At 55.8% G+C, this 24,951-nt stretch carries 21 protein-coding genes; 11 read left to right on the forward strand and 10 right to left on the reverse strand.

The features are described 5' to 3' along the window. Positions 1-2: 2 nt before the first annotated feature. From B5F34_RS00635 to B5F34_RS00650, 5 genes are all read right to left on the reverse strand, one after another. Positions 3-2,549, reverse strand: a complete 2,547-nt coding sequence (locus B5F34_RS00635) for an outer membrane beta-barrel family protein (protein ID WP_087333972.1) — start codon at positions 2,547-2,549, stop codon at positions 3-5. A gap of 318 nt (positions 2,550-2,867) precedes the next feature. After that, on the reverse strand, positions 2,868-4,157 hold the full coding sequence (locus tag B5F34_RS00640; RefSeq protein ID WP_087333975.1) for a DUF4010 domain-containing protein: 1,290 nt from the start codon (positions 4,155-4,157) through the stop codon (positions 2,868-2,870). Between the two features lie 28 nt (positions 4,158-4,185). Then, positions 4,186-4,677 carry a CYTH domain-containing protein gene (locus B5F34_RS00645; RefSeq protein ID WP_087333977.1) on the reverse strand — a complete coding sequence of 164 codons (492 nt, stop codon included), beginning with the start codon at positions 4,675-4,677 and terminating at the stop codon, positions 4,186-4,188. A 6-nt stretch (positions 4,678-4,683) separates the two neighbouring features. Next, positions 4,684-4,821 carry a hypothetical protein gene (locus B5F34_RS17675; RefSeq protein ID WP_204245559.1) on the reverse strand — a complete coding sequence of 46 codons (138 nt, stop codon included), beginning with the start codon at positions 4,819-4,821 and terminating at the stop codon, positions 4,684-4,686. A 114-nt stretch (positions 4,822-4,935) separates the two neighbouring features. Then, on the reverse strand, positions 4,936-5,832 hold the full coding sequence (locus B5F34_RS00650) for an AraC family transcriptional regulator (protein ID WP_087334275.1): 897 nt from the start codon (positions 5,830-5,832) through the stop codon (positions 4,936-4,938). Positions 5,833-6,289: 457 nt separating this feature from the next. Here B5F34_RS00650 and B5F34_RS00660 point away from each other — a divergent pair, with 457 nt between their 5' ends. Together B5F34_RS00660 and B5F34_RS00665 are read left to right on the forward strand one after the other, a co-directional pair. Then, complete coding sequence (locus tag B5F34_RS00660) at positions 6,290-8,170, forward strand: TonB-dependent receptor (RefSeq protein WP_087333981.1); 1,881 nt, start codon at positions 6,290-6,292, stop codon at positions 8,168-8,170. A gap of 381 nt (positions 8,171-8,551) precedes the next feature. Then, the gene (locus B5F34_RS00665) at positions 8,552-10,492 is read left to right on the forward strand and encodes a family 20 glycosylhydrolase (RefSeq protein ID WP_087334277.1); all 1,941 of its coding nucleotides are present in this window, start codon (positions 8,552-8,554) and stop codon (positions 10,490-10,492) included. Positions 10,493-10,589: 97 nt separating this feature from the next. Here B5F34_RS00665 and prfB read toward each other — a convergent pair whose 3' ends face one another. Beyond that, on the reverse strand, positions 10,590-11,708 hold the full coding sequence (prfB, locus tag B5F34_RS00670; protein WP_087333983.1) for a peptide chain release factor 2: 1,119 nt from the start codon (positions 11,706-11,708) through the stop codon (positions 10,590-10,592). A 49-nt stretch (positions 11,709-11,757) separates the two neighbouring features. Between prfB and B5F34_RS00675 the strand changes: the two genes are divergently transcribed. Further along, complete coding sequence (locus B5F34_RS00675) at positions 11,758-11,961, forward strand: hypothetical protein (RefSeq protein WP_087333985.1); 204 nt, start codon at positions 11,758-11,760, stop codon at positions 11,959-11,961. Positions 11,962-12,059: 98 nt separating this feature from the next. On the opposite strand, the gene B5F34_RS00680 is transcribed toward B5F34_RS00675, so the two are convergent. The 4 genes from B5F34_RS00680 to B5F34_RS00695 all read right to left on the reverse strand — a co-directional run bounded on the left by B5F34_RS00680 (position 12,060) and on the right by B5F34_RS00695 (position 14,620). Further along, on the reverse strand, positions 12,060-12,371 hold the full coding sequence (locus B5F34_RS00680) for a DUF4491 family protein (RefSeq protein WP_087333987.1): 312 nt from the start codon (positions 12,369-12,371) through the stop codon (positions 12,060-12,062). Between the two features lie 116 nt (positions 12,372-12,487). After that, positions 12,488-12,949 (reverse strand): Lrp/AsnC ligand binding domain-containing protein, encoded by a 462-nt coding sequence (locus tag B5F34_RS00685; protein ID WP_087333989.1) that lies wholly within the window; start codon positions 12,947-12,949, stop codon positions 12,488-12,490. 185 nt (positions 12,950-13,134) lie between these two features. Further along, a complete protein-coding gene (locus B5F34_RS00690; RefSeq protein ID WP_087333990.1) occupies positions 13,135-13,998 on the reverse strand; it encodes an FKBP-type peptidyl-prolyl cis-trans isomerase in 864 nt (287 codons plus the stop codon). A gap of 22 nt (positions 13,999-14,020) precedes the next feature. Beyond that, positions 14,021-14,620 carry an FKBP-type peptidyl-prolyl cis-trans isomerase gene (locus B5F34_RS00695; protein ID WP_087333991.1) on the reverse strand — a complete coding sequence of 200 codons (600 nt, stop codon included), beginning with the start codon at positions 14,618-14,620 and terminating at the stop codon, positions 14,021-14,023. Positions 14,621-15,189: 569 nt separating this feature from the next. On the opposite strand from B5F34_RS00695, the gene metG reads away from it, so the two are divergent. The 8 genes from metG to nusA all read left to right on the forward strand — a co-directional run bounded on the left by metG (position 15,190) and on the right by nusA (position 24,909). Next, positions 15,190-17,232 carry a methionine--tRNA ligase gene (metG, locus tag B5F34_RS00700; RefSeq protein ID WP_087333993.1) on the forward strand — a complete coding sequence of 681 codons (2,043 nt, stop codon included), beginning with the start codon at positions 15,190-15,192 and terminating at the stop codon, positions 17,230-17,232. Positions 17,233-17,249: 17 nt separating this feature from the next. Next, a complete protein-coding gene (locus B5F34_RS00705) occupies positions 17,250-18,707 on the forward strand; it encodes a lipopolysaccharide biosynthesis protein (RefSeq protein ID WP_087333995.1) in 1,458 nt (485 codons plus the stop codon). Positions 18,708-18,720: 13 nt separating this feature from the next. Further along, positions 18,721-19,677, forward strand: coding sequence for a glycosyltransferase (locus B5F34_RS00710; protein WP_087333997.1), 957 nt, complete (start codon positions 18,721-18,723; stop codon positions 19,675-19,677). Further along, complete coding sequence (locus tag B5F34_RS00715) at positions 19,674-20,681, forward strand: glycosyltransferase family 8 protein (protein ID WP_087333999.1); 1,008 nt, start codon at positions 19,674-19,676, stop codon at positions 20,679-20,681. The genes B5F34_RS00710 and B5F34_RS00715 overlap by 4 nt, the downstream gene beginning before the upstream one ends. Next, entirely contained in the window at positions 20,662-21,777 is a 1,116-nt protein-coding gene (locus B5F34_RS00720; protein ID WP_087334001.1) for a glycoside hydrolase family 99-like domain-containing protein, read from the forward strand. The genes B5F34_RS00715 and B5F34_RS00720 overlap by 20 nt, the downstream gene beginning before the upstream one ends. Positions 21,778-21,851: 74 nt before the next feature. Further along, the gene (locus B5F34_RS00725; protein ID WP_087334004.1) at positions 21,852-22,766 is read left to right on the forward strand and encodes a glycosyltransferase; all 915 of its coding nucleotides are present in this window, start codon (positions 21,852-21,854) and stop codon (positions 22,764-22,766) included. Between the two features lie 404 nt (positions 22,767-23,170). Further along, positions 23,171-23,638, forward strand: coding sequence for a ribosome assembly cofactor RimP (gene rimP / locus B5F34_RS00730; protein ID WP_087334006.1), 468 nt, complete (start codon positions 23,171-23,173; stop codon positions 23,636-23,638). Positions 23,639-23,643: 5 nt separating this feature from the next. After that, positions 23,644-24,909 carry a transcription termination factor NusA gene (gene nusA / locus B5F34_RS00735; RefSeq protein ID WP_087334008.1) on the forward strand — a complete coding sequence of 422 codons (1,266 nt, stop codon included), beginning with the start codon at positions 23,644-23,646 and terminating at the stop codon, positions 24,907-24,909. The last annotated feature ends 42 nt before the right edge of the window (positions 24,910-24,951 follow it).

Consider the following 24,951-nt stretch of genomic DNA (forward strand, 5'->3'; position numbering starts at 1 on the left):
GCTTATTCGCCGCCCATGCCTCCCGACGAAGACGAACCGCCGCCTCCGCTCTTCACGTCGTCGTTGCTGATGGTACGCGCCGCCTTCTTCACACTGGCCTTCAACTCACCGAAACGGTAACTGATGCTCAGCCCGACACGTGCCTGCGGATAACGGTTCCAGTTTTCCTGGCGGAATCCTGTGCCTTCGGTGTGCGAACTGTACTTCTGGTATTTCTGGAAGAAATTGCTGGCGTAGGCCGAGAGTGTCAGGCGCTTCTTCAGGAATGACTTGTTCAGGCTGATTGAATAACCCACGAAGTTGCTGCCCTTACCCTGCAACATGATATACGGTGTCTGCCCGTAAGCATTCAGGCTGAGGCGCCAGTCGTGCTTGAACGTCTGTTGCGCGCCGCCGAAACCGAAGAAATTCCAGCCGTGGTTCTCCAGATCGCCCGCGCCTTTCATGTGCACGTAGCCGCCCGACATATTCAAGTAGATACGTGTGTTGGGCGAGGCATTCCAGTTGATGTAGGCGTTCAGATTGGCATTGCGGCTCTTTCCGATGTTGCGGTAGGTGGTGTAGAGCACATCCTTGCCCGTCAGGTTGTCGGGGTTCAGCCCCGGAATGTCATCTTCCGATACCAAGTTAGTGACGCTCTGTATGCTGTTGTTCGTAAACGAATAGCGTGCGGAGAGGTTGATATTGAACTTCTGCGAGAAGCTGCTGTAGCTAAGGTCTACCGAGTGGTTCTTCTCGCTGTCCAGATCCGGATTACCCTGACTGACCGCCGACGGGTTGCTGTCGTCCAGATAAGGGTTCAGATACCAGATGCCCGGGCGATAGATGCGCATGTTGTAACCGACCCGCACGTTGGAGAAGTCGCTCAGTTTCCATCCCACCGACATGGAAGGCACGGCATCGTTGAAGTGTTTTCTGAAGTCGTCACCCCTTCCCAACAAGTATTTCACGTTCTGGATGGTATGCTCGTAACGCAGTCCTGCCCGTGCCGAAAGCTTCTTCCAGCGGAGCGCATAACCCAAATAGGCTGCCAGAATGTCGTTCTGGTGGCGGTAGTGCGTGCTGTACTCCTCGTCAAACACATAGTCGTCCATCCCGCTGGTACGTTCGTAGCGGTCGTTGTCCGACGAGTTGTTGCGGCGTATGTATTTGACACCCGTCTCCAGCGTATGCCATTTGCCGATGGGCGTAGTGAAGTCGACCTGCGCGGTATGTTCCACCGTATTCTGGCTGTTGTCCATATACAGGTCTTCCAGACGCTTCAGATAATCGGCCCAGTCGGCGCTGTAGTTCGGGTCGATGTCATATTCAGTGTACGACTCCGAGGCATCGGGGTTTGTGTTAATCTTGTAAGAGACAGTCAGCATCCGGTTCTTCACATGGGGGAAGATGTGCTGGTAGTCGATGCTCCCGTCGATGGAATACCACGATGAGGAGCCGCGGTTGAGCAGGCTGTAGCGGTAAAGCTCGCCCGGTGCCGACGCGAGAGAAGATGTCCCCACGTAGCCCGTACTGCCGTGGTTGTCGTAGCCGCCGCCCCACAGCCCGAAGGAGGCCGATACGAGGTTCAATGTATCTATCTCGTAGCTGGCTTCCAGACTACCCGACTGGAATTGGTTGTCGCCTTTGCTGCTGCCTTCATAATCCAGGTTGGCAGTTGTAGACGAAGGTTCCGTGGCGCGCCGGTTTCCGCCGGAATAGCTGCGGGGACTGGTACCGTAGTCGTAGTTGTAGCGGGCGCTCACTGTCAGTTTTCCGCTCTGTATGGTGCCGAACACGCCGCCGCCTGCGCCCCGGTTGCTTCCGTTGCCGTTCACGGTGACGGTATAGCCTTCGAAGCCCCCGCCTTCGGTAATGATGTTCAGGATACCGCCCACGCCTTCGGCATCATACTTCGGTCCCGGATTGGTGATGACCTCGATGTTCTTGATGGTGTTGGCAGGCATGCTCTTCAGTACCTCTTTAGGATTATTGCTCATCATGTTGTTGGGCTTGCCATTGACGTAGACTTTGAAGCTGCTGCTTCCGTTCACCTGGATATTGTCCTCACCGTCTACGGTCACCATAGGCACCTTGCGCAGCATCTCCATCAAAGAATTGGTTTCCGAGTCGGGATCGTCTGCCACGTTGTACGTAATCTTGTCGATGTCCGCCTTGACCAGAGGTTTCTGGGCCACGACCTCCACTTCCTGCAGCACATTGTCGGCAGAGGTAAAGTAGAGAGTGCCCAAATCCACCTCCTGCCCGTCTTCCTGCACCGTGAAGCTGCGCACGATGTCGTTGCGTCCCACCGAAGTGACGGATACCATAAACTCCCCTTGTCCCGTGCCCTGCACCAGGAACTTTCCTTCATCGTTGGTCAATACCATTTTCAGGGCCTTGCCGGGCTGCGCTTTCTTTGCCAGCCGGACAGTGGCATAAGACTCTCCTTGTAATGTCAGCGAATCGAGCACCAGCCCCTTCACGCGGAAAGAGGCCTGCTTCTGCGCCGTTGCCGTACCGCATATAACACACAGGCACAGCAGCAACAGCATCTGTTTCAGTTTCATTTTGTTTCTGTTATTTAATAAGATATTCGACGAAACGTTCCAAGTCTCCCGCTACCCGACGCAGACAGTCCACAGACAGATTACGCCCCCCGGCTTTTCAAGAGGGAAACTTCCAAGCGGTAAGAAACGTTTTTCCACGGTATAAGAAGCTACCTTCCAAGCGATAAAGAGCAATCCTGTTATATATAAGAAGCAATCCGCTGCTTATCAGCGACATAATACGAAAATCCTTTCGGAATCTTCGTACTGGGAGAAAAATAAAGCATTTCAGCGACGCAAATATACGCCCTTCTGCCTAAAGAACAAGACCGCAATACGTTAAATAAAATAAAAGAGTAACAGCACTCCTGCGTGCACGGCAATCACAATGCCGAATCCCAGCACGGCCCAGCGCCGCAAGGGACTCCGGCGTCCGGCGAAGAACAGGGCATAGCACAGGTTGACAGCGATGTTGCTGATGATAGCTTGCAGACTGCAGGCTGCCACCAACCCAACGGTGACATTGCCCGTGCCCTGCAACAAGTTCAGGATGAAAGGCGTAATGTCGCTCACACCAGAGACGAACGACAGCACCGTCAGACCGCCCGTACCGGCATAGAGCAGCGTGTAATGCGTCAGCAACGTAAACACCACGAAGAGCAGGGCAAATATCAAAGCCACCTTGAACTCCAGCGGGTTGCCGGCATCGGTATCGGCAGCCTGGACGTCGACCCGGGCACTGCGATGCCGGTGCAGCCACCATGCCACCGCGGCAGACACCCCTGCCATGAGCAACAGATAAGGATAGATGACGGCCAGTGTCTCGCGGCTGAAGATACCCGTCAGGATAAGAAAGCGCAAGAACATCATGCTCACAGCCATCAGCATGGCCGCCGCATATTCGGGTACCTCGCCGGGAGAAGCCCCGCGGCTCTTGCGCGCCAGCACCGAGATGGTGGCAGTACTGCTGTAGAGCCCGCCCACGATGCCCGATACCAGGATGCCTGACTCGCGGAAGACATACCGCCTCAGCAGATAAGACAAATAGGAAATGCCCGATACCACCACCGTGGCCAGCCACACGCTATAGGGGGTCAGGTTGATGCCCGGAATCAGTACCTTGTCGGGCAGCATGGGCAGGATGATGCCGCTGATGGCAAGGAATTTGGCCAGCGTAATCATCTCGTCGTTCTTCATGCGCTGCGCCAGTTCGGTAAAGGTGTGCTTCAGCTCGGTGAGCAGCAACACGACCACAACCACCATGACATAAAACCACGATGGCTGCGTAATGACGACAGGTGCCAGGCAATAAGTGATGAGGGCAATGATAATGGTTGTGACGCCGAATACGTGATATTGTGCCTGCTTGACGTAATAGTTCAACGCCAGCAACACACCCAACACCGCTCCTCCACCTAAGAACAAGCGGTATTCGGCTGGGTCAAGAATATAAAGCAGATACCCCAGTATGCCGATAAAGGTAAAAGTGCGGTCGGTACCGAACAGCGTCGTCTCGCCTTCGCGCTTCAGGCTGATGCGCCGCTGCGACAGGCCGATGAGCAGCGAGAAAAGCGTCACCAGCAGAAAGGTGACAAACTCTTGGGGCAGATATTGGTAGACTTTCTCCATCGGCTGTTTACATCGTCGGTTGTTCCCGTTACATTCCCGATTTTTCTTCTTCGCTCCACGTGCTGTACGGCCTTTGCATCAGCTGCGAATTGTAATAGCGCACCTGTCCTGTCACCTCACGCCCCAGGAAAGGCGGGCGTTCGAAGGCTTCGCCGGTAGCAGAAAGCTCGACTTCTGCCACCACCAGTCCGCGGTTGTCGCCCTGAAACTCATCCACCTCGAAGGTATGGCCGCCATAAGGCACTATATAGCGTGTTTTGTCGATGACGCCGCCCACGCAAAGCTCCATCAACTCACGGGCTTCGTCTGCGGGAATTTCCTTTTCCCACTCGTAACGGCTCAGGCCGTTGTCAGCCGAAGGGCCTTTGATGGTGAGGTAGCCGTGGTTGTCGCGGATGCGCACACGGACCGTCCGTCCGCGGTCACTGCAGATGTAGCCCTGCGTGATGCGGCTGGCAGAGACAGCAGCCGACTGCCAATCGCCCGCCAGCAGAAACTTGCGTTCAATCTCCTGCGCCATACGACGTCATGCCCAAATGGTATAAGCCACCAACATGATAACGATAAGGATGAGAGCTATGACGGTAAACGTCAGCATCACTTTCTTGCCTTGCTGTTCCTCACGCTGTGTATGTGTCACACGTTTTCTCTGGTTCTTACTCATGGTCTTGAATGTTTTTTAAGTTCAACGGGAAGCAAAGTAAGGAGAAATTCCGGAAGTTTGCAAGAAAAAAAAGAAAAAACCGTCTTACCCGGTGCCGCGCCCCGTCCGGCATGCTCAGTTCAGCCTGTATTCCCCCGGCGCTTGTCCCGTATATTTCTTGAATACGAAACTAAACTGGCACACGTTGGCAAAGCCCAGCCTCCGCGACACCTGGGCAGGCGTGGCACGGTCGGCTTGCAGCATCCGTTTGGCAGCTTCGAGGCGGCGGAAATACAGGTACTCGGTGGGTGTCTTGCCCGTCTGGAAGCGCAGCAAGTCGCAGAAATAGGCCTCGCTAAGCCCCAGGTCTGCTGCCCATTCGGCAGCCGTAGGGAAATGCCCGCGTTCCAGGCAGCCTTCGTCGATGCCGCTGTCTACCAATCGTTCCAGGCGGCGGAGCAGCGACTTGTTTTTTTCTTCACGCGTGATGAACTGCCGTTCGTAGAAACGCGAGCAGTAGTCGAGCAACAACTCAATGAGCCGTGAGAGCAGTGTACGGCTGTGCATATCGATGGGATGGTGCAGCTCCTCGCCGATGTCGTCGAAATAACGGCGCACACAAGCCGTCTCCCGTTGCGACAAGTGCAGGGCCTCTTCCTTGCAGTAACGGAAAAAAGAGTATTGTCCGATGTGGCTGCTGAGCGTGGTACACAGCAGCAGGGCCGGGTCGAACGCCAACAGCAGTCCTTTGCCCGGCAGGGTATTGTCGCGGCTCATGCGGAACACCTCGCCGGGCGTGAGAAACACCATAGTGGCATAGCCGAAGTCGTAATAGCGCCGCCCACAGCACCCGCAGTTGCCGGGACAGTCTTCGATGAGCAGGATGGCATAGAACTCAAACTTCACGGCATCCTGCTCCACGCCCGGATTTTCCAGATTAATGAGCGAAGCCTGCGGATGCAGCGTCCGACTTCCCAGGCAGCGGTTGCACTCGTACACGGTCTTTATATCCAGAATCTTCTTTTCGTCCATAGTCAGTCTGAAGAAAGCAAACGGCACAGATGCTGTTTGCACGCTGCAAAGATAGGCACCGGCGCAGGAAACGGCTCTACCCGGATTACTTTTACATTAACCTTTTTTACGGTTTTCGCCCCATCCCCCTCCGGCATGCCCTTCCTGCCCGCCGACAAGCACTTCTCCCACTAAGTTCCGGAGGCCAACCGGAAATACCTTTGCAGCCCGCTGGAAAGCCTTTGGCAGTACGCTTCCAACAGCTTAGCAATCAACGTCCGACAGCCTGGGAACGGTTTCCTGCGGGATGCCTGGCGGAAAGAACGGAAAATGCCATTGCCGTAAAATGGGTAGCAACATCTGTAATCAGGATACGATTCGGGAAGCCGGGAGGTGTTATCTTTGCAGCGTTTTTCCCGCCCTTCTTCTACGGAGACGGAATAACGAATTACCTATAACCCCCTAAAAGAATACAAGAATGAAACAACTCCTCCTTTCTGCCCTGCTCTTAGGGCTTGCCCCGGCTGCGCTTCCGGCCGCCGAACCGGCAGACTCCCTCGGCGTGCGCGAGGGCGACATGCTGCACGAAGTAGTAGTGACCGGCACCCGCAACGCCACCGACATCCGACACCTTCCCATGACCATCAGCGTCGTAGGCCGCCCGCAACTGGAAAACCGTTACCAGCCCTCCATCCTCCCCGCGCTGGCAGAGCAGGTGCCGGGACTGTTCGTCACCAACCGCGGTGTCATGGGCTACGGCGTGTCGACCGGCGCGGCGGGCGGACTGAGCCTGCGCGGCCTGTCGGGCAGTGCACAGATGCTGGTGCTCATCGACGGACACCCGCAATACATGGGCCTCTTCGGGCATCCTATCTCCGACTCCTACCAGACGCTGCTGGCCGAACGCGTGGAGGTGCTGCGCGGACCGGCCTCGGTGCTCTACGGCTCGAACGCCATGGGCGGCGTCATCAACATCGTCACCCGCCGGATGTACGAAGACGGTGTAAAGACCGACATCAACGTAGGGGCAGGCTCTTACGGCACGGTGCAGGCAGAAGCTGTCAACCGCGTGCGCAGCGGACGGTTCAGCAGCACGGCAGCCTTCTCTTACAACCGCACCGACGGACACCGCGCCGACATGGGCTTCGAACAATACAACGGCTATGCCAAACTGGCGTATGACCTGACGCAAAACTGGCGCTTGTGGGGCGACGTGAACATGACGCACTTCAACGCTTCCAACCCCGGAGAGGTCGGCGAACCGCTCTTCGACAATGACTCACGCATCACCCGCGGTATGGCATCTGCCATGCTGGAGAACCACTACGACCGCACGTCGGGCGCACTGAGTTTCTTCTACAACTGGGGCAGGCACAAGATAAACGACGGCTACGGACCGGGCGAAAGTCCGCAGGAATCGCTCTTCCACAGCAAAGACCTGATGATGGGCCTGTCGTGGTATCAGAGTGCGGAACTCTACGAGGGCAACCGGCTGACTGTGGGATTCGACTACCAGCACTTCGGCGGCGAATCGTGGAACGTGGCCGTGGCCGACGGCACGCGCATCCCCGGCGTGGAAAAAACACAAGACGAGGTAGCTGCCTATGCCGACTTCCGCCAGGATTTCGGCCAATGGCTCTCGCTCAATGCCGGCTTACGCGTCGACCACCACTCGCACGTGGGTACCGAGCTTATCCCGCAGGGCGGACTGGCCTTCCACCTGCCCCGGCAGACCGAACTGAAGGCCATGGTCAGCAAGGGTTTCCGCAACCCCACCATCCGCGAAATGTACATGTTCCCCCCACAAAACCCCGACCTGAGACCGGAACGGCTGATGAACTACGAGCTGTCATTCAGCCAAATGCTCTTAAACGGCGCACTGACCTACGGTGCCAACCTGTTCTACATCGACGGCTCTAACCTCATCATGACCACCCGCGTAGACGGCCGGCCGCACAACGTAAACAGCGGCGACATCGAAAACTGGGGGCTGGAGGCCAATGCCGCCTGGCGCATCAGCCCCTCCTGGAACGTAAATGCCAACTACAGCTGGGTACACATGGAGAATCCCGTCATCTCTGCCCCCCAACACAAATTCTACGCCGGAGCCGACTTCCACCGCGGCCGTTGGAGTGCTTCGACCGGCCTGCAATATGTCAAGGGGCTGTATACCTCGGTAGGCGAAAACGCCACAACGGAAAACTTCCTGCTCTGGAACCTCCGCGCCTCCTACCGTCTCTGCCCCTATGCCTCGCTCTTCGTGCGCGGCGAAAACCTGCTGGCACAACGCTACGAAGTGATGCTGGGCTATCCCATGCCCAAAGCCACGTTCCTGGGCGGGGTAAGCGTAAGTTTCTGAACAACAGCACCGGTACGCCGACATGCCACACTGCTGCACAGGCGACTGTCGGCAAGCGCTTAGAAGCTGGCTTTCAAGGGCTTGGCAACACGCTGCCAAGCCCTTGGAAATTTGCCCGTGAGCCCTCGGGCCGCTTTCGGTCCACTGTGCGGGAAGAACGGCCGGAACCCGGCAAGTTCTGAATGATTTCTGAATAATTCCTAAAAGAAAGAACCGGAGACCCAAAAGATAAGGCGAAAGTCTTATCTTTGTTTCCGGTTCTTTCTTTATGTTAAAACAGATGGGAACCATCCGCAAGAGCTTTTATACTATTATTATTCATTAAACAACAAAACCATGAAAGGAATCACCCTTTTCCGAAAAGCCCTGTGCACCGCAGGCATGCTGTTGCTCACCTGCCTTTGCGTGCAGGCGCAAAATCCCAAACCCTTTGTCATCCCCGAACTGAAAGAGTGGCAGGGGAAGAAAGGTGACTTTATGCCCACCAGCCAGACACGCATCGTGTGCGATGCCGAAGAACTGTTGCCCGTGGCCCGGCAGTTTGCCGAAGACTACGAGGCCATGTTTGGCGTAAAGCCCGAAGTGACTACCGGCAAAAGCCGCAACGGCGACTTCCGCCTCAGCCTGAAGAACAACAAGAAGCTGGGCACGGAAGGCTACACCATCCGCATCGGCAGCCAGGTGAGCGTATCGGCTCCCCAACCCATCGGCGTTTACTGGGCCACACGCACCCTGTTGCAGATGAGCGAACAGAGCGAAAACCGCAGCCTCCCCCAAGGCAACATCACCGACTGGCCCGATTATGCCGTGCGCGGATTCATGATGGACTGCGGACGCAAGTATATCCCGCTGGACTACCTGCGCGACTTCGCCCAAATCATGTCCTACTACAAGATGAACACGTTCCAGATTCACCTCAACGACAACGGCTTCAAACAGTTCTTTGAGAACGACTGGGACAAGACATACGCCGCCTTCCGCTTGGAAAGCGAAACCTTCCCCGGACTGACAGCCCGCGACGGACACTATACGAAAGCCGAATTCCGCGACTTCCAGAAGGAAGCCGCCGCACGCTACGTGGAAATCATCCCCGAAATAGACGCTCCCGCCCATACGCTGGCATTCAGCCATTACAAACCCGAACTGGGCAGCAAGGAATACGGCATGGACCACTTCGACCTCTCCAACCCGGAAGTTTACACTTTCATGGACGCATTGTTCAAAGAATATCTGGAGGGCGATGACCCTGTGTTCGTAGGTCCGCGCGTCAACATCGGTACCGACGAATACTCCAACAAAGACAAGGAAGTGGTAGAGCAGTTCCGCGCTTTCACCGACCACTATATTAAGTATGTAGAAGGATTCGGCAAGCAAGTCTGCATGTGGGGAGCCCTGACCCATGCCAAGGGCGAAACACCGGTTAAATCGGACAATGTCATCATGAATCTCTGGTACAACGGATACGCTAACCCGAAAGACATGGTGGAACAGGGGTACAAGCTCATCAGCATGCCCGATGGCTTGCTCTACATTGTGCCTGCCGCCGGTTACTACTACGACTACCTGAATACCGAACACCTGTATAAGAACTGGACTCCGGCGCACGTGGGCGATGTAGTGTTCGACGAGAAAGACCCCGCCATCCTCGGTGGCATGTTTGCCGTATGGAACGACCATGTAGGCAACGGCATCTCGGTGAAAGATATTCATCACCGCGCTTATCCCGCCCTTCAGACGCTGGCTGCCAAGATGTGGGACGGTGTCAACGTCACCTTGCCCTACGAGGAGTTTGCCGCCAAGAGCCAGCTGCTGAGCGAGGCTCCGGGTGTCAACGAACTGGGACGCTGGGGCAAACCGGGCAACCTCATCCTCTCTTTGCCCGCTGTAAAGGCTGGCGACAAGATGGGCTATCCGGAAGTGGGCTACGACTACACGGTAGAGTTTGACATCACTGCTGCCGACGAGCAGCCCGGCACGGAACTGTTCCGCTCGGACAACGCCGTATTCTATCTCTCCGACCCCATCAGTCAGAAGTTAGGTTTCGCCCGCGACGGCTACCTGTACACTTTCGACTACCAGTTCTTCCCCGGTGAGAAGGCACATGTATCCATCGAAGGCGACAATACCTCTACCATACTGCGGGTTAACGGCAAGGCGGTAGGACAACTGAATACCCGTACCGTCTACCACTCCAACGAGGATAAGAAAGCAGGCCTGAGAGTTGTTCCCACCTTAGTGTTCCCGCTGCAAAAGGCAGGCAACTTCAAGGCAGGCATCGCCAACTTCAAGGTCTACAACTACAAGGTGAGCGAGAAGAAATAAGGCTGCGAAAGCCAGACACTACAAAGGGGGCAGATACCTTCTCCGCCATGCGCGGTGGTATCTGCCCCCTTTCTTTGAGTTGTATTCCGTACAGCCGTTACTCGTTCTCTGCCCCGGCAAACTCCATCAGGTAGGCTTTGATAAAGCCGTCTATCTTGCCGTCCATCACGCCGTTCACATCGCTGGTCTGGTAATTGGTGCGGTGGTCCTTGACGCGGCGGTCATCAAAAACATAGCTACGAATCTGCGAGCCCCACTCAATCTTCTTCTTGCCCGCCTCTACCTTAGCCTGCTCGGCCATGCGGTGCTTCATCTCCTTGTCGTAGAGCATGGAGCGGAGCAGTCGCAAGGCATTCTCACGGTTCTTGGGCTGGTCGCGCGTCTCGGTGTTCTCGATGAGGATTTCCTCTTCTTCGCCCGTATAAGGGTCTTTATACTGATAACGCAGGCGCACACCAGACTCCACCTTGTTCACATTCTGTCCGCCGGCACCACCACTCCGGAAGGTATCCCACGAGATACGTGCCGGTTCGATGGTCACTTCGATGGTGTCGTCCACCAGAGGCGTAACGAATACCGAGGCAAACGATGTCATACGCTTGCCTTGTGCGTTGTAGGGCGACACGCGCACCAGGCGGTGCACGCCGTTCTCTCCCTTCAGGTAACCGTAGGCATAGGCACCGCTAATCTCGATGGTACAGGTCTTGATGCCCGCCTCATCGCCCTCCTGCAAGTTGGCGATGGAGGTTTTGTAGCCATGCGTCTCAGCGTAACGCAGATACATGCGCATCAACATGCTGGCCCAGTCCTGGCTCTCAGTGCCTCCTGCGCCCGAATTGATTTTGAGCACACAATCCATCTGGTCGGCCTCGTCGCGCAACATGTTCTTCAGTTCCAGTGCCTCGATGGCAGCCAGCGCCTTGGCATAAGCCTCGTCCACTTCCTCTTCGCTCACCAGCTCGTCCTTGTAGAAGTCGAACGCCAGTTGCAGTTCATCGGCCAGGGTCTTCACCTCGTTATAGCCGCTAATCCACTGCTGGAGACTTTTCACCTTCTTCATCTGCGCCTCGGCAGCCTTCTGGTCGTCCCAGAATCCGGGTGCCTGCGTGCGCAGCTGTTCTTCTTCCACTTGTATCTTCTTGCCTTCGATGTCGAGGTAGCGGTTCAACGCTTCGGTACGTTCCTGGACATCCTTCAGTTGTTCTATGGTAATCATAATCTTGAAAATTCTCTGTATTCGCTGTGCAAAGATACGAAAAGATTCAATGGTACAGTCGATTTGGCGATTTAAAAAGATAAAAGGAGCAACCCGCCGGCTCCTGCCGACCTATCCGGAAGCAGCAACCGGCAACCCGAAACAGGATTGCCACTTTGAAAAACAAACCCCAAAGACAAGGGGACAGCCCGCCCGCAGGACAGCACTGGCTAACTACCTGCAAGGCAATACGTTGCAAGCGATTTCCTGCTAAGGTATCCGAAGCGCGGTGCTTATACCTTAGCCAGCCACTGCTTAGCGCCCGGCAACCGTCGTCCTACGCCTTTGCAGGCGATATGCGGGCACATAGCCTCAAAATTTGTATTTACGCCGGGGATTTTTGGGGAACCAGCCCTTGCGCACGCGTTCCTCCTGCTCGAAAATCTCCTTGATGGTCCAGAAAGAAGAGAAAGCAAACACACCCAGCAGCGATGACCAGAACAGGCTGGACACCCACACCGATGCCGCCACACCGCCAAGCCCCAGCAGCAGGAAGACCCACCAGCAGCGCGTGCCCCAGTAATACTCGGCCTTGACCACCACGGGATGAAACACACCGATGATGAGAAACGTGCAGATGCCGATGGCGAGACCTGCCAGATGATATTCATTCAGAAAATCCATATAAGAAAAAGAGAAAAGTCAATACACAAAAAGGTTGCCCCGGAAGCAGCCGTCCGGCACACCATACCGGCACCGGGCTTCCGGGGCAGCCCCCGCCTGCCTGAAGCCTCCCAGCATCATTCCGGCAGAATAGGGATTTCTTTCTTGATGCTCTGTTCCAGCGAAATCAGCGTTTCGGTAGAAATAACGCCGGGAATCTCCTGCATCTTACTGTTCAGCAACTCCATCAGGTGCTCGTTGTCGCGGGCATAGACTTTGGTGAGCATGGTGTAGGGACCGGTAGTGAAATGGCATTCCACAATTTCGGGAATTTTCTGCAACTCGGCCACGACGGATTTGTACATGGAACCTTTCTCAAGCTTGATTCCGACATAAGTACAAGTGCGGTAGCCCAACGATTTCGGGTTGACGTGATAACCCGAACCCACGATGACGCCCAGATCTATCAGCCGCTGCACGCGCTGGTGTATGGCCGCCCGCGACACGCCGCACTCTGCCGCCACGTCTTTGAAGGGGATGCGTGCATTCTGTGAGATAATCTCCAGAATCTGTCTGTCAAGACTGTCTATTTTCTCCATGATAGTAATAGTAAAGATGGAACAATTATCAAATAGTAAGCAAATATAAAGGATTTATTTTAATTTATCCACCAACTACGAGAGAAAAAATACAGAAAAGGCAAAAAAAGACGGGCAAAACCCATGCTTTTGCAGCATTTGTCTTGCCCGTCTCCGTTGACGTTATGTCAGCAAAGGGTCTGTTTTTACTCTTTAATGCCCAACAGTTCCACCTCGAAAATCAGTGCCGAGAAAGGCTTGATTTTGCCACTCTGACGAGAACCGTAAGCCAGTTCGTAAGGGATGTAGAGTTCCCACTTGGAACCGACAGGCATCATCGTGAGCGCCTCGGTCCAACCCTTAATGACGCGGTTGGCCAAGAAAGTGGCAGGTTTCTTGCGCTTGTAAGAGCTGTCGAACTCTGTACCGTCGATGAGCGTACCGCGGTAGTTCACCTCAACGCGGCTGGTATCGGCAGGCACGGCGCCGTTGCCTTTCTTGATGATTTTATATTGCAAGCCGCTGGCTGTGGTCTGTACACCTTCCTTGGTCTTGTTTTCGGCAAGGAATTTTTCGCCTGCCGCTTTGTTGTCGGCAAACTGGACAGCTACTGCCTTCTCGCGGGCAGCCTCCATTTCGGTGCGGCGGTAAGCAGCCGCCTCCATCTTGGTCATGACCTTCTCACGGCCCACCACGCCGTCTACAAAACCTGCCAGCAGGTTGTCGCGGTTGAGAGACATGGTAGAATCATTGCCGAAAATCTGGCGGTTATAGCCCTCTACCCACTGGTTGCCTACCGTAAGACCGACCTGCAGACCCAGCACATAAGCGATGTCTTTGGGTCCCTGCTTCGAGGCTCCCTCGTTAAAGCCCTTGACGAAATCGGCTACATGCGCCGAATCAATACCTTGCTGCATGAAGTATTGTTCCAATCCTTCCGTGCCGGCCATGCCGATGGCATAGGACAGAGAATCGACGTTGTTTTCAAAATCAGCCTTGGGGCTCGGAGCCGAGCAAGAGGCAAAGCCGGCGGCAATGGCTACGGCTGCCAAAAAAGATAACTTTTTCATTTTGCTTTAAATTGTTGTTTTTTTATTTGTTGTTCAATACTTTCAGAAGCTCTACCTCGAAGATGAGCGTGCTGTGGGGCGGAATCATCTCGCCGGCCCCCTGTGCGCCGTAGGCCAGTTCGCTGGGGATGTAAAGTTTCCACTTGGCTCCTTCGGGCATCAGTTGCAGTGCCTCCACCCAGCCGGGGATGACCTGATTGACACCAAACGTGGCAGGCTGTCCGCGACGGACGGAGCTGTCGAACAGCGTGCCGTCTACCAGCGTGCCTTCGTAGTGGCACTCCACGCGGTCGGTCAACCGGGCGCGGGGGGCTTCGGGGTTGCCCGGCTTCAGCACTTCATACTGCAAACCGCTGGGCAAAGTCACTACTTCGGGGCGTTTTTTGTTTTCCTCCAGCAGTTGTTTGCCTTTCTCCACATTTTCGGCATTGACTTTCTGCTCCAATTCTTCGAAATACTTGTTTACGATTTCGCGGGCTTCGGTGTGGCTGATAGCGGTCGTGTTGCCGTCCAGCACGTCTTTCACGGCCTGTGCAAAGTCTTCCACGACCAGTCCGCGCGCACCCATGCTCCACAGGTTCTGACCTATACCCAGGCCAATGGCGTAACTGAATTTGTCCATATTCTTGTTTTAGTATAACCGGCAGAACGGGTTTCGTTTTCAGCCGATTGTAGTTTTGCAAGGCGCAAAAGTACGTCTTTTCTTCGAATGGATACCTTTCGGATAAATTAAAATTTCTTAGAACGGTAAAAAAAGAGCAAAGTGACACCCGTTTTTCGGATACGGCCAGACAGACGGCAGCACATGACCGCTATGCAGGGTATCCTTTCGCAGAAAATTGCCAAGCGATAAGCAGCCGACTGCCAAGCTACAGGCAGCACATTTCCAAGCGATAAGCAGTCTGTCCGTCATAAAGTAGAGGCTGGCATGGTCCGGATTCACGCAAATGTTGTATCTTTGCAGCGAAGAAGGCCGCCTCCGCAGAAGAGCTTACCCACTGCCTATTTCAGTACGTTCCAACGACATACACCGCACGGGCACTTCGGATGGGAAACCGGACTGAAGCGAGGCGGACGGTCTTCTTTTTTTCATCCGGCAGGCATCAAAATAGCAGATTTTTGTATAAGTTTGCACGGTTGAAACGACTGACTGGCAAATTCGTATTTATTTAATGACAGACTATATATAATATGGAAAAGAATTTCAAACGTACTACCGTGACATCGGCATTGCCCTACGCCAACGGACCGGTGCACATCGGACACCTGGCAGGGGTATATGTACCGGCCGACATCTACGTGCGCTACCTGCGTCTGAAGAAGCAAGATGTGCTCTTCATCGGTGGAAGCGACGAACACGGGGTGCCCATCACCATCCGTGCCAAGAAAGAAGGCTGCACGCCGCAGGACATCGTAGACCGCTACCACGAACTGATTAAGAAGTCGTTCGAGGAATTCGGCATCTCGTTCGACGTGTATGGACGCACCACTTCGAAGGTACACCACCAGACGGCGTCGGACTTCTTCCGCAAGCTCTACGACAAGGGCGAATTCATCGAGAAGACCTCCATGCAATATTACGACGAAGAGGCAAAGACCTTCTTGGCCGACCGCTACATCACGGGTGAATGCCCCCGCTGCCATGCACAGGGCGCTTACGGCGACCAGTGCGAGAAGTGCGGCAGCACGCTGAGCCCCACGGAGCTGATTAACCCGAAGAGTGCCATCAGCGGCAGCCAGCCCGTGATGAAGGAGACCACCCACTGGTATCTGCCCTTAGACAAGCACGAAGCGTGGCTGCGCCAGTGGATTCTGGAAGACCACAAGGAGTGGCGCCCCAACGTCTACGGACAGTGCAAGAGCTGGCTCGACATGGGCCTGCAACCCCGTGCCGTGAGCCGCGACCTCGACTGGGGTATCCCCGTGCCCGTAGAGGGGGCCGAGGGAAAGGTGCTCTACGTGTGGTTCGATGCACCCATCGGCTACATCAGCAATACCAAAGAACTGCTGCCCGACTCGTGGGAGAAGTGGTGGAAAGACCCTGAAACACGCCTCATCCACTTCATCGGCAAAGACAACATCGTATTCCACTGCATCGTATTCCCCGCCATGCTGAAGGCCGAAGGCAGCTATATCCTGCCGGACAACGTGCCTGCCAACGAATTCCTCAACTTGGAGGGCGACAAAATATCGACTTCGCGCAATTGGGCCGTGTGGCTGCACGAATACTTGCAGGATTTCCCCGGCAAGCAGGATGTGCTGCGCTATGTGCTGACAGCCAACGCTCCCGAAACCAAAGACAACGATTTCACGTGGAAGGACTTCCAGGCACGCAACAACAATGAGTTAGTGGCTGTCTATGGCAACTTCGTGAACCGCGCCCTGCAACTGACCAAGAAATACTTCGACGGCAAAGTGCCTGCGTGTGGCGAGCTAAATGCCTACGACCAGGAAACGCTGCAAGAGTTTGCCAACGTCAAAGGGGAGGTGGAGCGCCTGCTGGATGTATTCAAGTTCCGCGATGCACAGAAGGAGGCTATGAACCTGGCACGCATCGGCAACAAGTATCTGGCCGACACCGAGCCTTGGAAGTTGGCCAAGACTGACATGGAGCGCGTAGGCACTATCCTGAACATCGCCTTGCAACTCGTAGCCAACCTGGCCATCGCCTTCGAGCCGTTCCTGCCTTTCAGCAGCAAGAAACTGCGCGAGATGCTGAACGTGGAACAACTGGAGTGGGACAACCTGGGACGCACAGACTTGCTGCCCGCAGGCCACCAGTTGGGCGAACCGGCACTGCTGTTCGAGAAGATTGACGACGAGACCATCCAGGCACAAGTGGACAAGCTGCTGGCTACGAAGAAAGCCAACGAGGCTGCCAGCTACAAAGCCAACCCCGTGAAGCCGGTCATCGCTTTCGAAGAGTTCGAGAAGCTGGACATCCGCGTGGGTACGGTGCTGGAGTGTCAGGCAGTGCCCAAGATGAAGAAACTACTGCAGTTCAAGATTGCCGACGGATTGGAAAACCGTACCATCGTGAGCGGCATTGCCCAGCACTACAAACCCGAAGAGCTGGTGGGCAAACAGGTACTCTTCATCGCCAACCTGGCTCCCCGCCAATTCAAGAACGGACTGGTGAGCGAAGGCATGATTCTCAGCGCCGAAGACTGGGACGGCTCACTGGCCGTGACATCGGTGCTGCGCGAGGTGAAGCCGGGCAGTGAGGTGAAGTAATCCTTCTAAATGCAGGAATGAAGAATGAGAAAAATTCATTAAAAGAAAAGACTGCCCGCGGATTGTTTTGGGGAGGTATCAGCAACGGCGTACAGCAGTTGCTGAACCTCCTTTTCGGCATCTTCCTGGCCCGGTTGCTCACACCCGACGATTACGGCATGGTGGGTATGCTCTCCATCTTCAGCCTCATCGCCTCAACCTTGCAGGAAAGCGGATTCACCGCCGCGCTGGCCAACAAGAAAGATGCAGGGCAACGCGACTATAATGCCGTCTTCTGGTTCAGCACGCTGATGGGGGCAACGCTCTACGTCATCCTGTTCTTCTGCGCCCCGCTGATTGCCGACTTCTACCATACGCCGGAACTGACACCGCTGGCACGGTACAGCTTTCTGGGCTTTCTTATCTCGAGCACGGGCGTGGCCCATTATGCCGTGATGTTCCGCCAACTGAAAGTAAAACAGAACGCCATACTGACCTTGACCAGCCTGACGCTATCGGGCGTGACGGGCGTGGCAATGGCGTGGTGCGGTATGGCTTATTGGGGCATCGCGACACAGAGCTTGGTGTATGTGGCGGGAGTAACGGCACTGCGCTGGCATTATTCAGGCTGGAGACCGACGTGGAAAGTCGATTTCCGGCCCTTGGGCGGGATGGTGGCTTTCAGTTCGCGACTGTTGGTAACGAACATCTTCCAGCACATCAACTACAACCTGCTGAGTGTGGTGTTGGGACGTTTCTACGCTGTACGCGAAGTGGGCTTCTTCAACCAGAGCAACAAATGGAACTACATGGGCTTCTCCGTCATACAAGGAATGGTGCAGGGCGTGGCACAACCCGTACTGCGACAGGTGGACGAAGACCCCGGCCGGCAGTTGCGCGTCTTCCGCAAGATGCTGCGCTTTGTAGCGTTTGTCAGCTTTCCCTGCCTGCTGGGGCTGGCGATAGTGGCACCCGAACTGATTACGATGGCCATTACCGACAAGTGGGCGCGCAGTGCAGACCTGCTCCAGATGCTGTGTGTAGGCAGCGCGTTTATCCCTGTGCAGAATCTCTACTCCAATTTGGTGGTGAGCCACGGACGGAGCGACACGTTCATGTGGAGCGTCATTGTGCAAGGCGTGGTGCAGGTGGGTGTCGCCCTGGCCTGCTGCCGCTATGGAATGGAAGCAATGGTAGCTTGTTATACCGGTGTCAATATCCTGTGGACCTTCGTATGGCACTGCCTGGCGGGTCCCGGCATTGGCCTGCGGCTGCGCGATGCCCTGCGCGACGTGTTGCCTTTCCTGCTCATAGCCGCTGCCGTAATGGGCGTGACGGGGCTGACGGTCCCTTACCTGACGGATAATATCTACGCCTCGTTGGTTGCCAAGGTAGTGATGGCTGCAGTTCTCTACACAGGCATCATGGCTGCCTGCCGCGTGCAGACGTTCCGCGAATCATGGGCATATTTCCACCGGAAAAAGCAAGAAGAATAATAGCAGTAATAAGATGGTAAAGGTTTCTGTCATTATATGTACCTACAACGGAGCGAGCTACTTGGCCGGACAGCTGGACTCGCTCTTGGCGCAGACATGCCCCCCGTATGAACTGGTGGTGCAGGACGACGGTTCGTCGGACGGCACGTGGGAAATGCTCGAAGCCTTCCGCGCGGCACATCCCGGACTCTGCATCCGCCTGTTCCGTAACCCCGAACGCCTGGGCTACAACCGCAACTTCCTCTCTGCCGTGCAGCGCGCCGGTGGTGACTTCATCGCCTGCTGCGACCAAGACGACCTGTGGCACCCTGAAAAACTGGAGATGCTGGCCCGCGAGATAGGCAACGCACCGCTCGTCTTCCACAACTCCATGCTGATGGACAACGAGCACCGCGAACTGGGATTGCTCCACGCACGCCCGCTGCCGCCGCTCATCCCCTCGCTGGGTGCCGTGCTTTATCCGCGAGCTTATGGACACCAGCTGATGTTCCGACGCGAGTTGCTGCCGGTACTGGCGGCTTTTACCCACGAAGAGGTCTCTTACGACTACCTTATTTATACGGTGGCAGCAGCCTGGGGCGCCCTGCACTACGTTCATCAGCCCTTGGTGTGGTGGCGACGGCATACGCAGGCCACGACCTACAACCCACAGACGCAGAAAGCAGGACGGTGGGACGGATATGTACGCGCCGTAGAAGCCTTGCGACAAAACGAGAACCGCGAACGGACACGCCGCTACTTCGCGCTGTTGCAAGACCGCCTGCCGTGCCGCGACGCACGGATAGCCCGGGTTGTCCGCCTATTGGCTAAAGGCAGTCTGACGGATCTGCTGGCAGCCTGCCGCCTCAGTCTGCGATACAACCGCGAAGCCGTGCCCGACGTGGCCGACGCCCGCACCCGCCGCCTGCGTGCCTTCTTCCTGCCCCTGTTCTTTGTCCGCGACCACGGACGTTATATTATTCGCCTATGACACAGATACCTATTTTCTTCACCTTCGACCGCCATTACGTGGTGCCTGCTGCCGTGGCCTTCCACTCGTTGCTGCGCCACGCCGACCCGCAATATGCGTACCGACTCTACGTGCTCCACACCGACGTGCCCGAAGCCGACCGGCACCGTCTGACTCGCCTGGTGGAACAATCGGGCAAGGGCACGCTGGAATTCATCGACGTATCGGCTTTCGACACCGATGCTATCCGCGGACAGAAAGGACACTTCTCTAAAGAAATCTACTACAAGCTACTGGCGCCCGACCTGTTCCCGCAATATGACCGTATCCTCTGCTCGGATGTAGATGTCGTGTTTACGGACGACATCGCCCCGTCCTACTTTCTCCATCCCGACGAGTTCTTCTACTACGCCGGAGTGGGACAAGTCTTAGAAAGCGACCGCATGGCAGGCTACGGCAACGACTTCACGCCCAACGAACTGGACATTCTCCGCAAGGAAATCGCCGCAGGATATATGATGCTCAACCTCAAACTGATGCGCGAGTACGGCATCCAGCACCGCCTGACCCAGTTCTACCAGACCAACTATCCCCGCCTGCGCCTGCCCGAGCAAGACTGCCTGATACTCTGCTGTTACCCCTACGTGCGGCAGATGCCCCTGCGTTTCGTGGTGGCCAACACTTACTACCGCATCCCGCCGGAGCAAGCCGACTTCTGCCCTTACAGCGATGTGCTTCCTGCCGACCGCAAGGAGTGCGAAAGACTCTACGCCGATGCCCTTGCCCACCCCGTGCAACTGCATTTCGTAGGAGCCGACAAGCCGTGGAACAGTCTGCGGGTGCCGTGTTCTGCCACGTGGTGGCAGGCGTTACGCGCCAGCGGCTTCACCTTCCGCTACTTGTGCGCCTTGCCGGGCATCGTGCGGCAGAAGCTGCGCCGCTACAGCCTGCGACGTTTCCTACACAAATTATCCGACCAACTTTTCAAACGCTCATCATCAAAGCATGGAAAAACAATCTCCTGACAACACCCGGCGCACCGCGCGCGTCATCGCTTTTTACCTGCCGCAATACCATCCCACGCCGGAGAACGACCGCTGGTGGGGCAAAGGCTTCACAGAGTGGACCAACGTGGGCAAAGCACGCCCTCTGTTCCGCGGACACTACCAACCCCGCGTGCCTGCCGACTTGGGCTATTACGACCTGCGGGTGCCCGAAACACGCCAGGAACAGGCCGATATGGCCCGGCAATACGGCGTGGAGGGCTTCTGCTACTGGCACTACTGGTTCGGAAACGGACGACGCCTGCTGCAACGCCCCTTCCAGGAGGTACTGGCATCCGGCAAGCCCGACTTTCCTTTCTGCCTCGCCTGGGCCAACCATACGTGGGAAGACAAGCAGTTCAGCAAGGAGGGCACGCACCGCGTGCTGATGGAGCAGCTTTATCCCGGCGATGCCGACTACGAGGCGCACTTCCGCGCACTGCTACCGGCCTTCCGCGACCCCCGGTATATCTGTGTCGACGGCAAACCGCTGTTCATGGTATATAATCCACACGAACTGCCCGACGCGCCGCACTTCATCGGCTTGTGGCAACGCATGGCGCAGGCAGAAGGATTGCCCGGCATCCACTTCGTAGGACAGACGGACCATGCCTCGGAGATTGACCGCCTGCGCTCCTTGGGCTTCGACGCCGTAAACGTGGTGCGCCTGTTCGACTTCTTCCGCAAGGATTTCTCCCTGCCCGAAAAGGTATATATGAAACTGATGCGCGTCGTCTTCGGACGCGGACGCGTCGTGGATTATGCCCGCGCCGCCCGCTTCTTCACCGGCGATGAGGACCGGCGCGAAGACTGCTACCCGACCCTCATCCCCAACTGGGACCATTCGCCCCGCTCGGGACGCAAGGGACACATTCTGGTACACTCCACCCCCGCCAAATTCCGCACCCACGTAACAGCTTCGCTCCGCAACCTGGCCGACAAGCCCGAAGAGCACCGCATCGTCTTCCTCAAATCGTGGAACGAATGGGCAGAGGGCAACTACATGGAGCCCGACCTGCGCTTCGGACGCGGCTATCTGGAGGCGTTGCAAGAGGCGTTGGAAACCTGCCGAAGCTGAAGAAAGAATCTCTTCGCACTGGTTTATTCCAACAGATTGCCGTATCTTTGCCTGCGTAGAAAAAGATTTCAGTCATGAACACCAACGCTCCCATCCTGCTCTTTGTTTACAACCGGCCGGCCCACACGCGCCGCTTGGTAGAAAGTCTGCTGCGCAATGCCGAAGCCACCGGAAGCTCCTTATTCATCTACTCCGATGCCCCGCGCGACGAATCGGTGCGCCCGGCCGTCGACGAAGTGCGCCGCTATGTACGCAGCATCCGGGGTTTCGACCGCGTGGAGGTGGTGGAACGCACGGAGAACTGGGGCCTGGCACGCAGCATCATCGACGGAGTCAGCACGGCCCTGCAACGCTTCGACCGTGTCATCGTGCTGGAAGACGACCTGGTGCTCTCGCCCTATTTCCTCCGCTTCATGAACGAGGCTCTCGAAACGTATAAAGACGAACCGCGCGTGGGCCACATCCAGGCGTGCGACTTTACCCAAGACCCTTCGCTGCCCGATACGTTCCTCATCAAATGGACCGGCAGCTGGGGATGGGCCACGTGGCGCCGCGCCTGGAAGCACTTCAACCCCGACGGACAAGCTTTGCTCGACGAACTGGAACGCCGCCGCCTGACTCGTACCTTCGACTTCGACGGGGCCTACCGCTATACCCGCATGCTGCGCCGACAAGTGGAGGGCAAAAACAATTCCTGGGCCATCCGCTGGAACGCCAGTCTGTTTCTGGCCGACATCCTCTCGCTCAACGTCGGCCGCTCGTTGGTGCAGAACACGGGGTTCGACGGCTCCGGCACGCATTGCGGAGGGGGCGGACTGTACGCCTCGACGTTGTGGATGAAGCCCCTGCCGGTCGTACGGATTTCGCCTGCCGTAGAGAATCCTGCCGCCCGGCATGCCATAGCCCGCTACTACCGGCGCCACTTCGGATTCTGGGCCAAGGCCGTGCGAAGAATAAAACGCACCCTGCGGGGAGATTTCGGTGCGTGAAGGCCACGCAAAGGGCATCCCTTTCGGGCGCAGTGCCAATACGTTGGAAGCAGACTGCAAAGCGATAGGAAACACGCTCGAAACAGATAAGAAGCAAGCATCTGTGTATGTGGCATTTATAAGACGACTGCGATGAGACATCCCCCTCCGGCAGGCAGCGGGAAGGCGGTGTACCGTCTTCTTCCGGAGGCACGGAAATGCCCACCGGAAAGGCCGTCGGCAGCCCGGCACCGGCAGACTACCCAAGCTTGTCGGGCAAGGAAATGACATTCATAGGCTTTCTGACACGCTTTTTTTCTCTAATATTTTGCAGTCGAACAGATTATTACTATCTTTGCAGCGGATTGGATGATAGGAGAGGGGCGATGAAGCTCCTCTTTTTTGTTCCTAATGGTGTTAATCTTATGATAGAAAAGAAAACTGTTTGCCAAATCGTTGACGAATGGCTGGAGGGGAAAGACTACTTCCTGGTAGAAGTAACCATCAGCCCCGACGACAAAATCGTGGTGGAGATTGACCACAAAGAGGGAGTTTGGATTGAAGACTGCGTGGAACTGAGCCGCTACATCGAGTCGCGGCTGAACCGCGAACAAGAAGACTACGAGCTGGAAGTGGGCTCGGCGGGCATCGGGCAGCCCTTCAAGGTGCTGCAGCAATACCTCTGCCATATAGGCGAAGAAGTGGAGGTGCTCACCAAAGACGGCCGCAAGCTGTACGGCATACTCAAGGAAGCAGATGCCGAACACTTCGTCCTGACCGTACAGAAGAAAGTAAAGGAAGAAGGCGCCAAGCGTCCTAAGATGGTGGACGAAGACCTGCCCTTCAGTTACGACGATATTAAATATACTAAATACGTAATCAGCTTTAAATAGAAGATATGGCTAAGAAAGAAGAAACTGTAAGCCTGGTGGATACCTTTGCGGAATTCAAGGAACTGAAAAACATCGACCGCCCCACGATGGTGAGCGTGCTCGAAGAGTCGTTCCGCAGCGTGCTGGCCAAAATGTTCGGCACGGATGCCAACTACGACGTGATTGTGAATCCCGACAAGGGAGACTTCGAAATCTGGCGCAACCGCGAGGTAGTGGCCGACGAAGACCTCACCAACCCTAACATGCAGATTCCGCTGACCGAAGCGCAGAAGATAGACTCTTCCTACGAAGTGGGCGAAGAGGTGACGGACGAAGTGAACTTCGCCAGCTTCGGACGCCGCGCCATCCTGAACCTGCGGCAGACACTGGCTTCGAAGATTCTGGAGCTGGAGAAAGATACGCTCTACAACAAGTACATCGACAAGGTGGGCACCATCATCAGTGCCGAAGTCTACCAGATCTGGAAGAAAGAAATGCTGCTCATGGATGATGAAGGCAACGAACTGCTCCTGCCCAAAAGCGAACAGATACCCAGCGACTTTTACCACAAGGGCGAGACGGTACGTGCCGTGGTGGAACGCGTGGACAACAAAAACAACAACCCGAAAATCATCCTCAGCCGCACGTCGCCCACTTTCCTGCAACGGCTCTTCGAACTGGAAGTGCCCGAAATCAACGACGGACTCATCACCATCAAGAAAATCGCCCGCATCCCCGGCGAACGTGCCAAGATTGCCGTTGAAAGCTACGACGACCGCATCGACCCCGTAGGAGCTTGTGTGGGCGTGAAGGGCAGCCGCATACATGGCATCGTGCGGGAACTGCGCAACGAAAACATTGATGTCATCAACTACACCAACAACACGCAGCTGTTCATACAGCGCGCACTCAGCCCTGCCCGCATCTCGTCCATCAAACTGAACGAAGAGGAACGCAAAGCCGAAGTCTTCTTAAAACCCGAAGAGGTATCTTTGGCCATCGGTAAGGGCGGACTTAATATCAAACTGGCCAGCATGCTGACAGAATATACCATCGACGTCTTCCGCGAAGTGGACAACAGCGTTTCTCCCGAAGACGAAGATATTTACCTCGACGAATTCCGCGACGAGATAGAAGGATGGATCATCGACGCCATCAAGAGCATAGGCATTGATACGGCACGGGGTGTGCTCAATGCACCGCGTGAAATGCTCATCGAACAGGCAGACCTGGAAGAAGAGACGGTCGACGAGGTTATCCGCGTGCTGAAAAAAGAGTTTGAAGAAGACTAATGAACGTGCTCGTCTGTAGCACACACAACGTTGAACATTAAA

It is taken from the genome of Mediterranea sp. An20 (genome assembly GCF_002160055.1).
GTDB classification, from domain to species: domain Bacteria; phylum Bacteroidota; class Bacteroidia; order Bacteroidales; family Bacteroidaceae; genus Bacteroides; species Bacteroides avicola.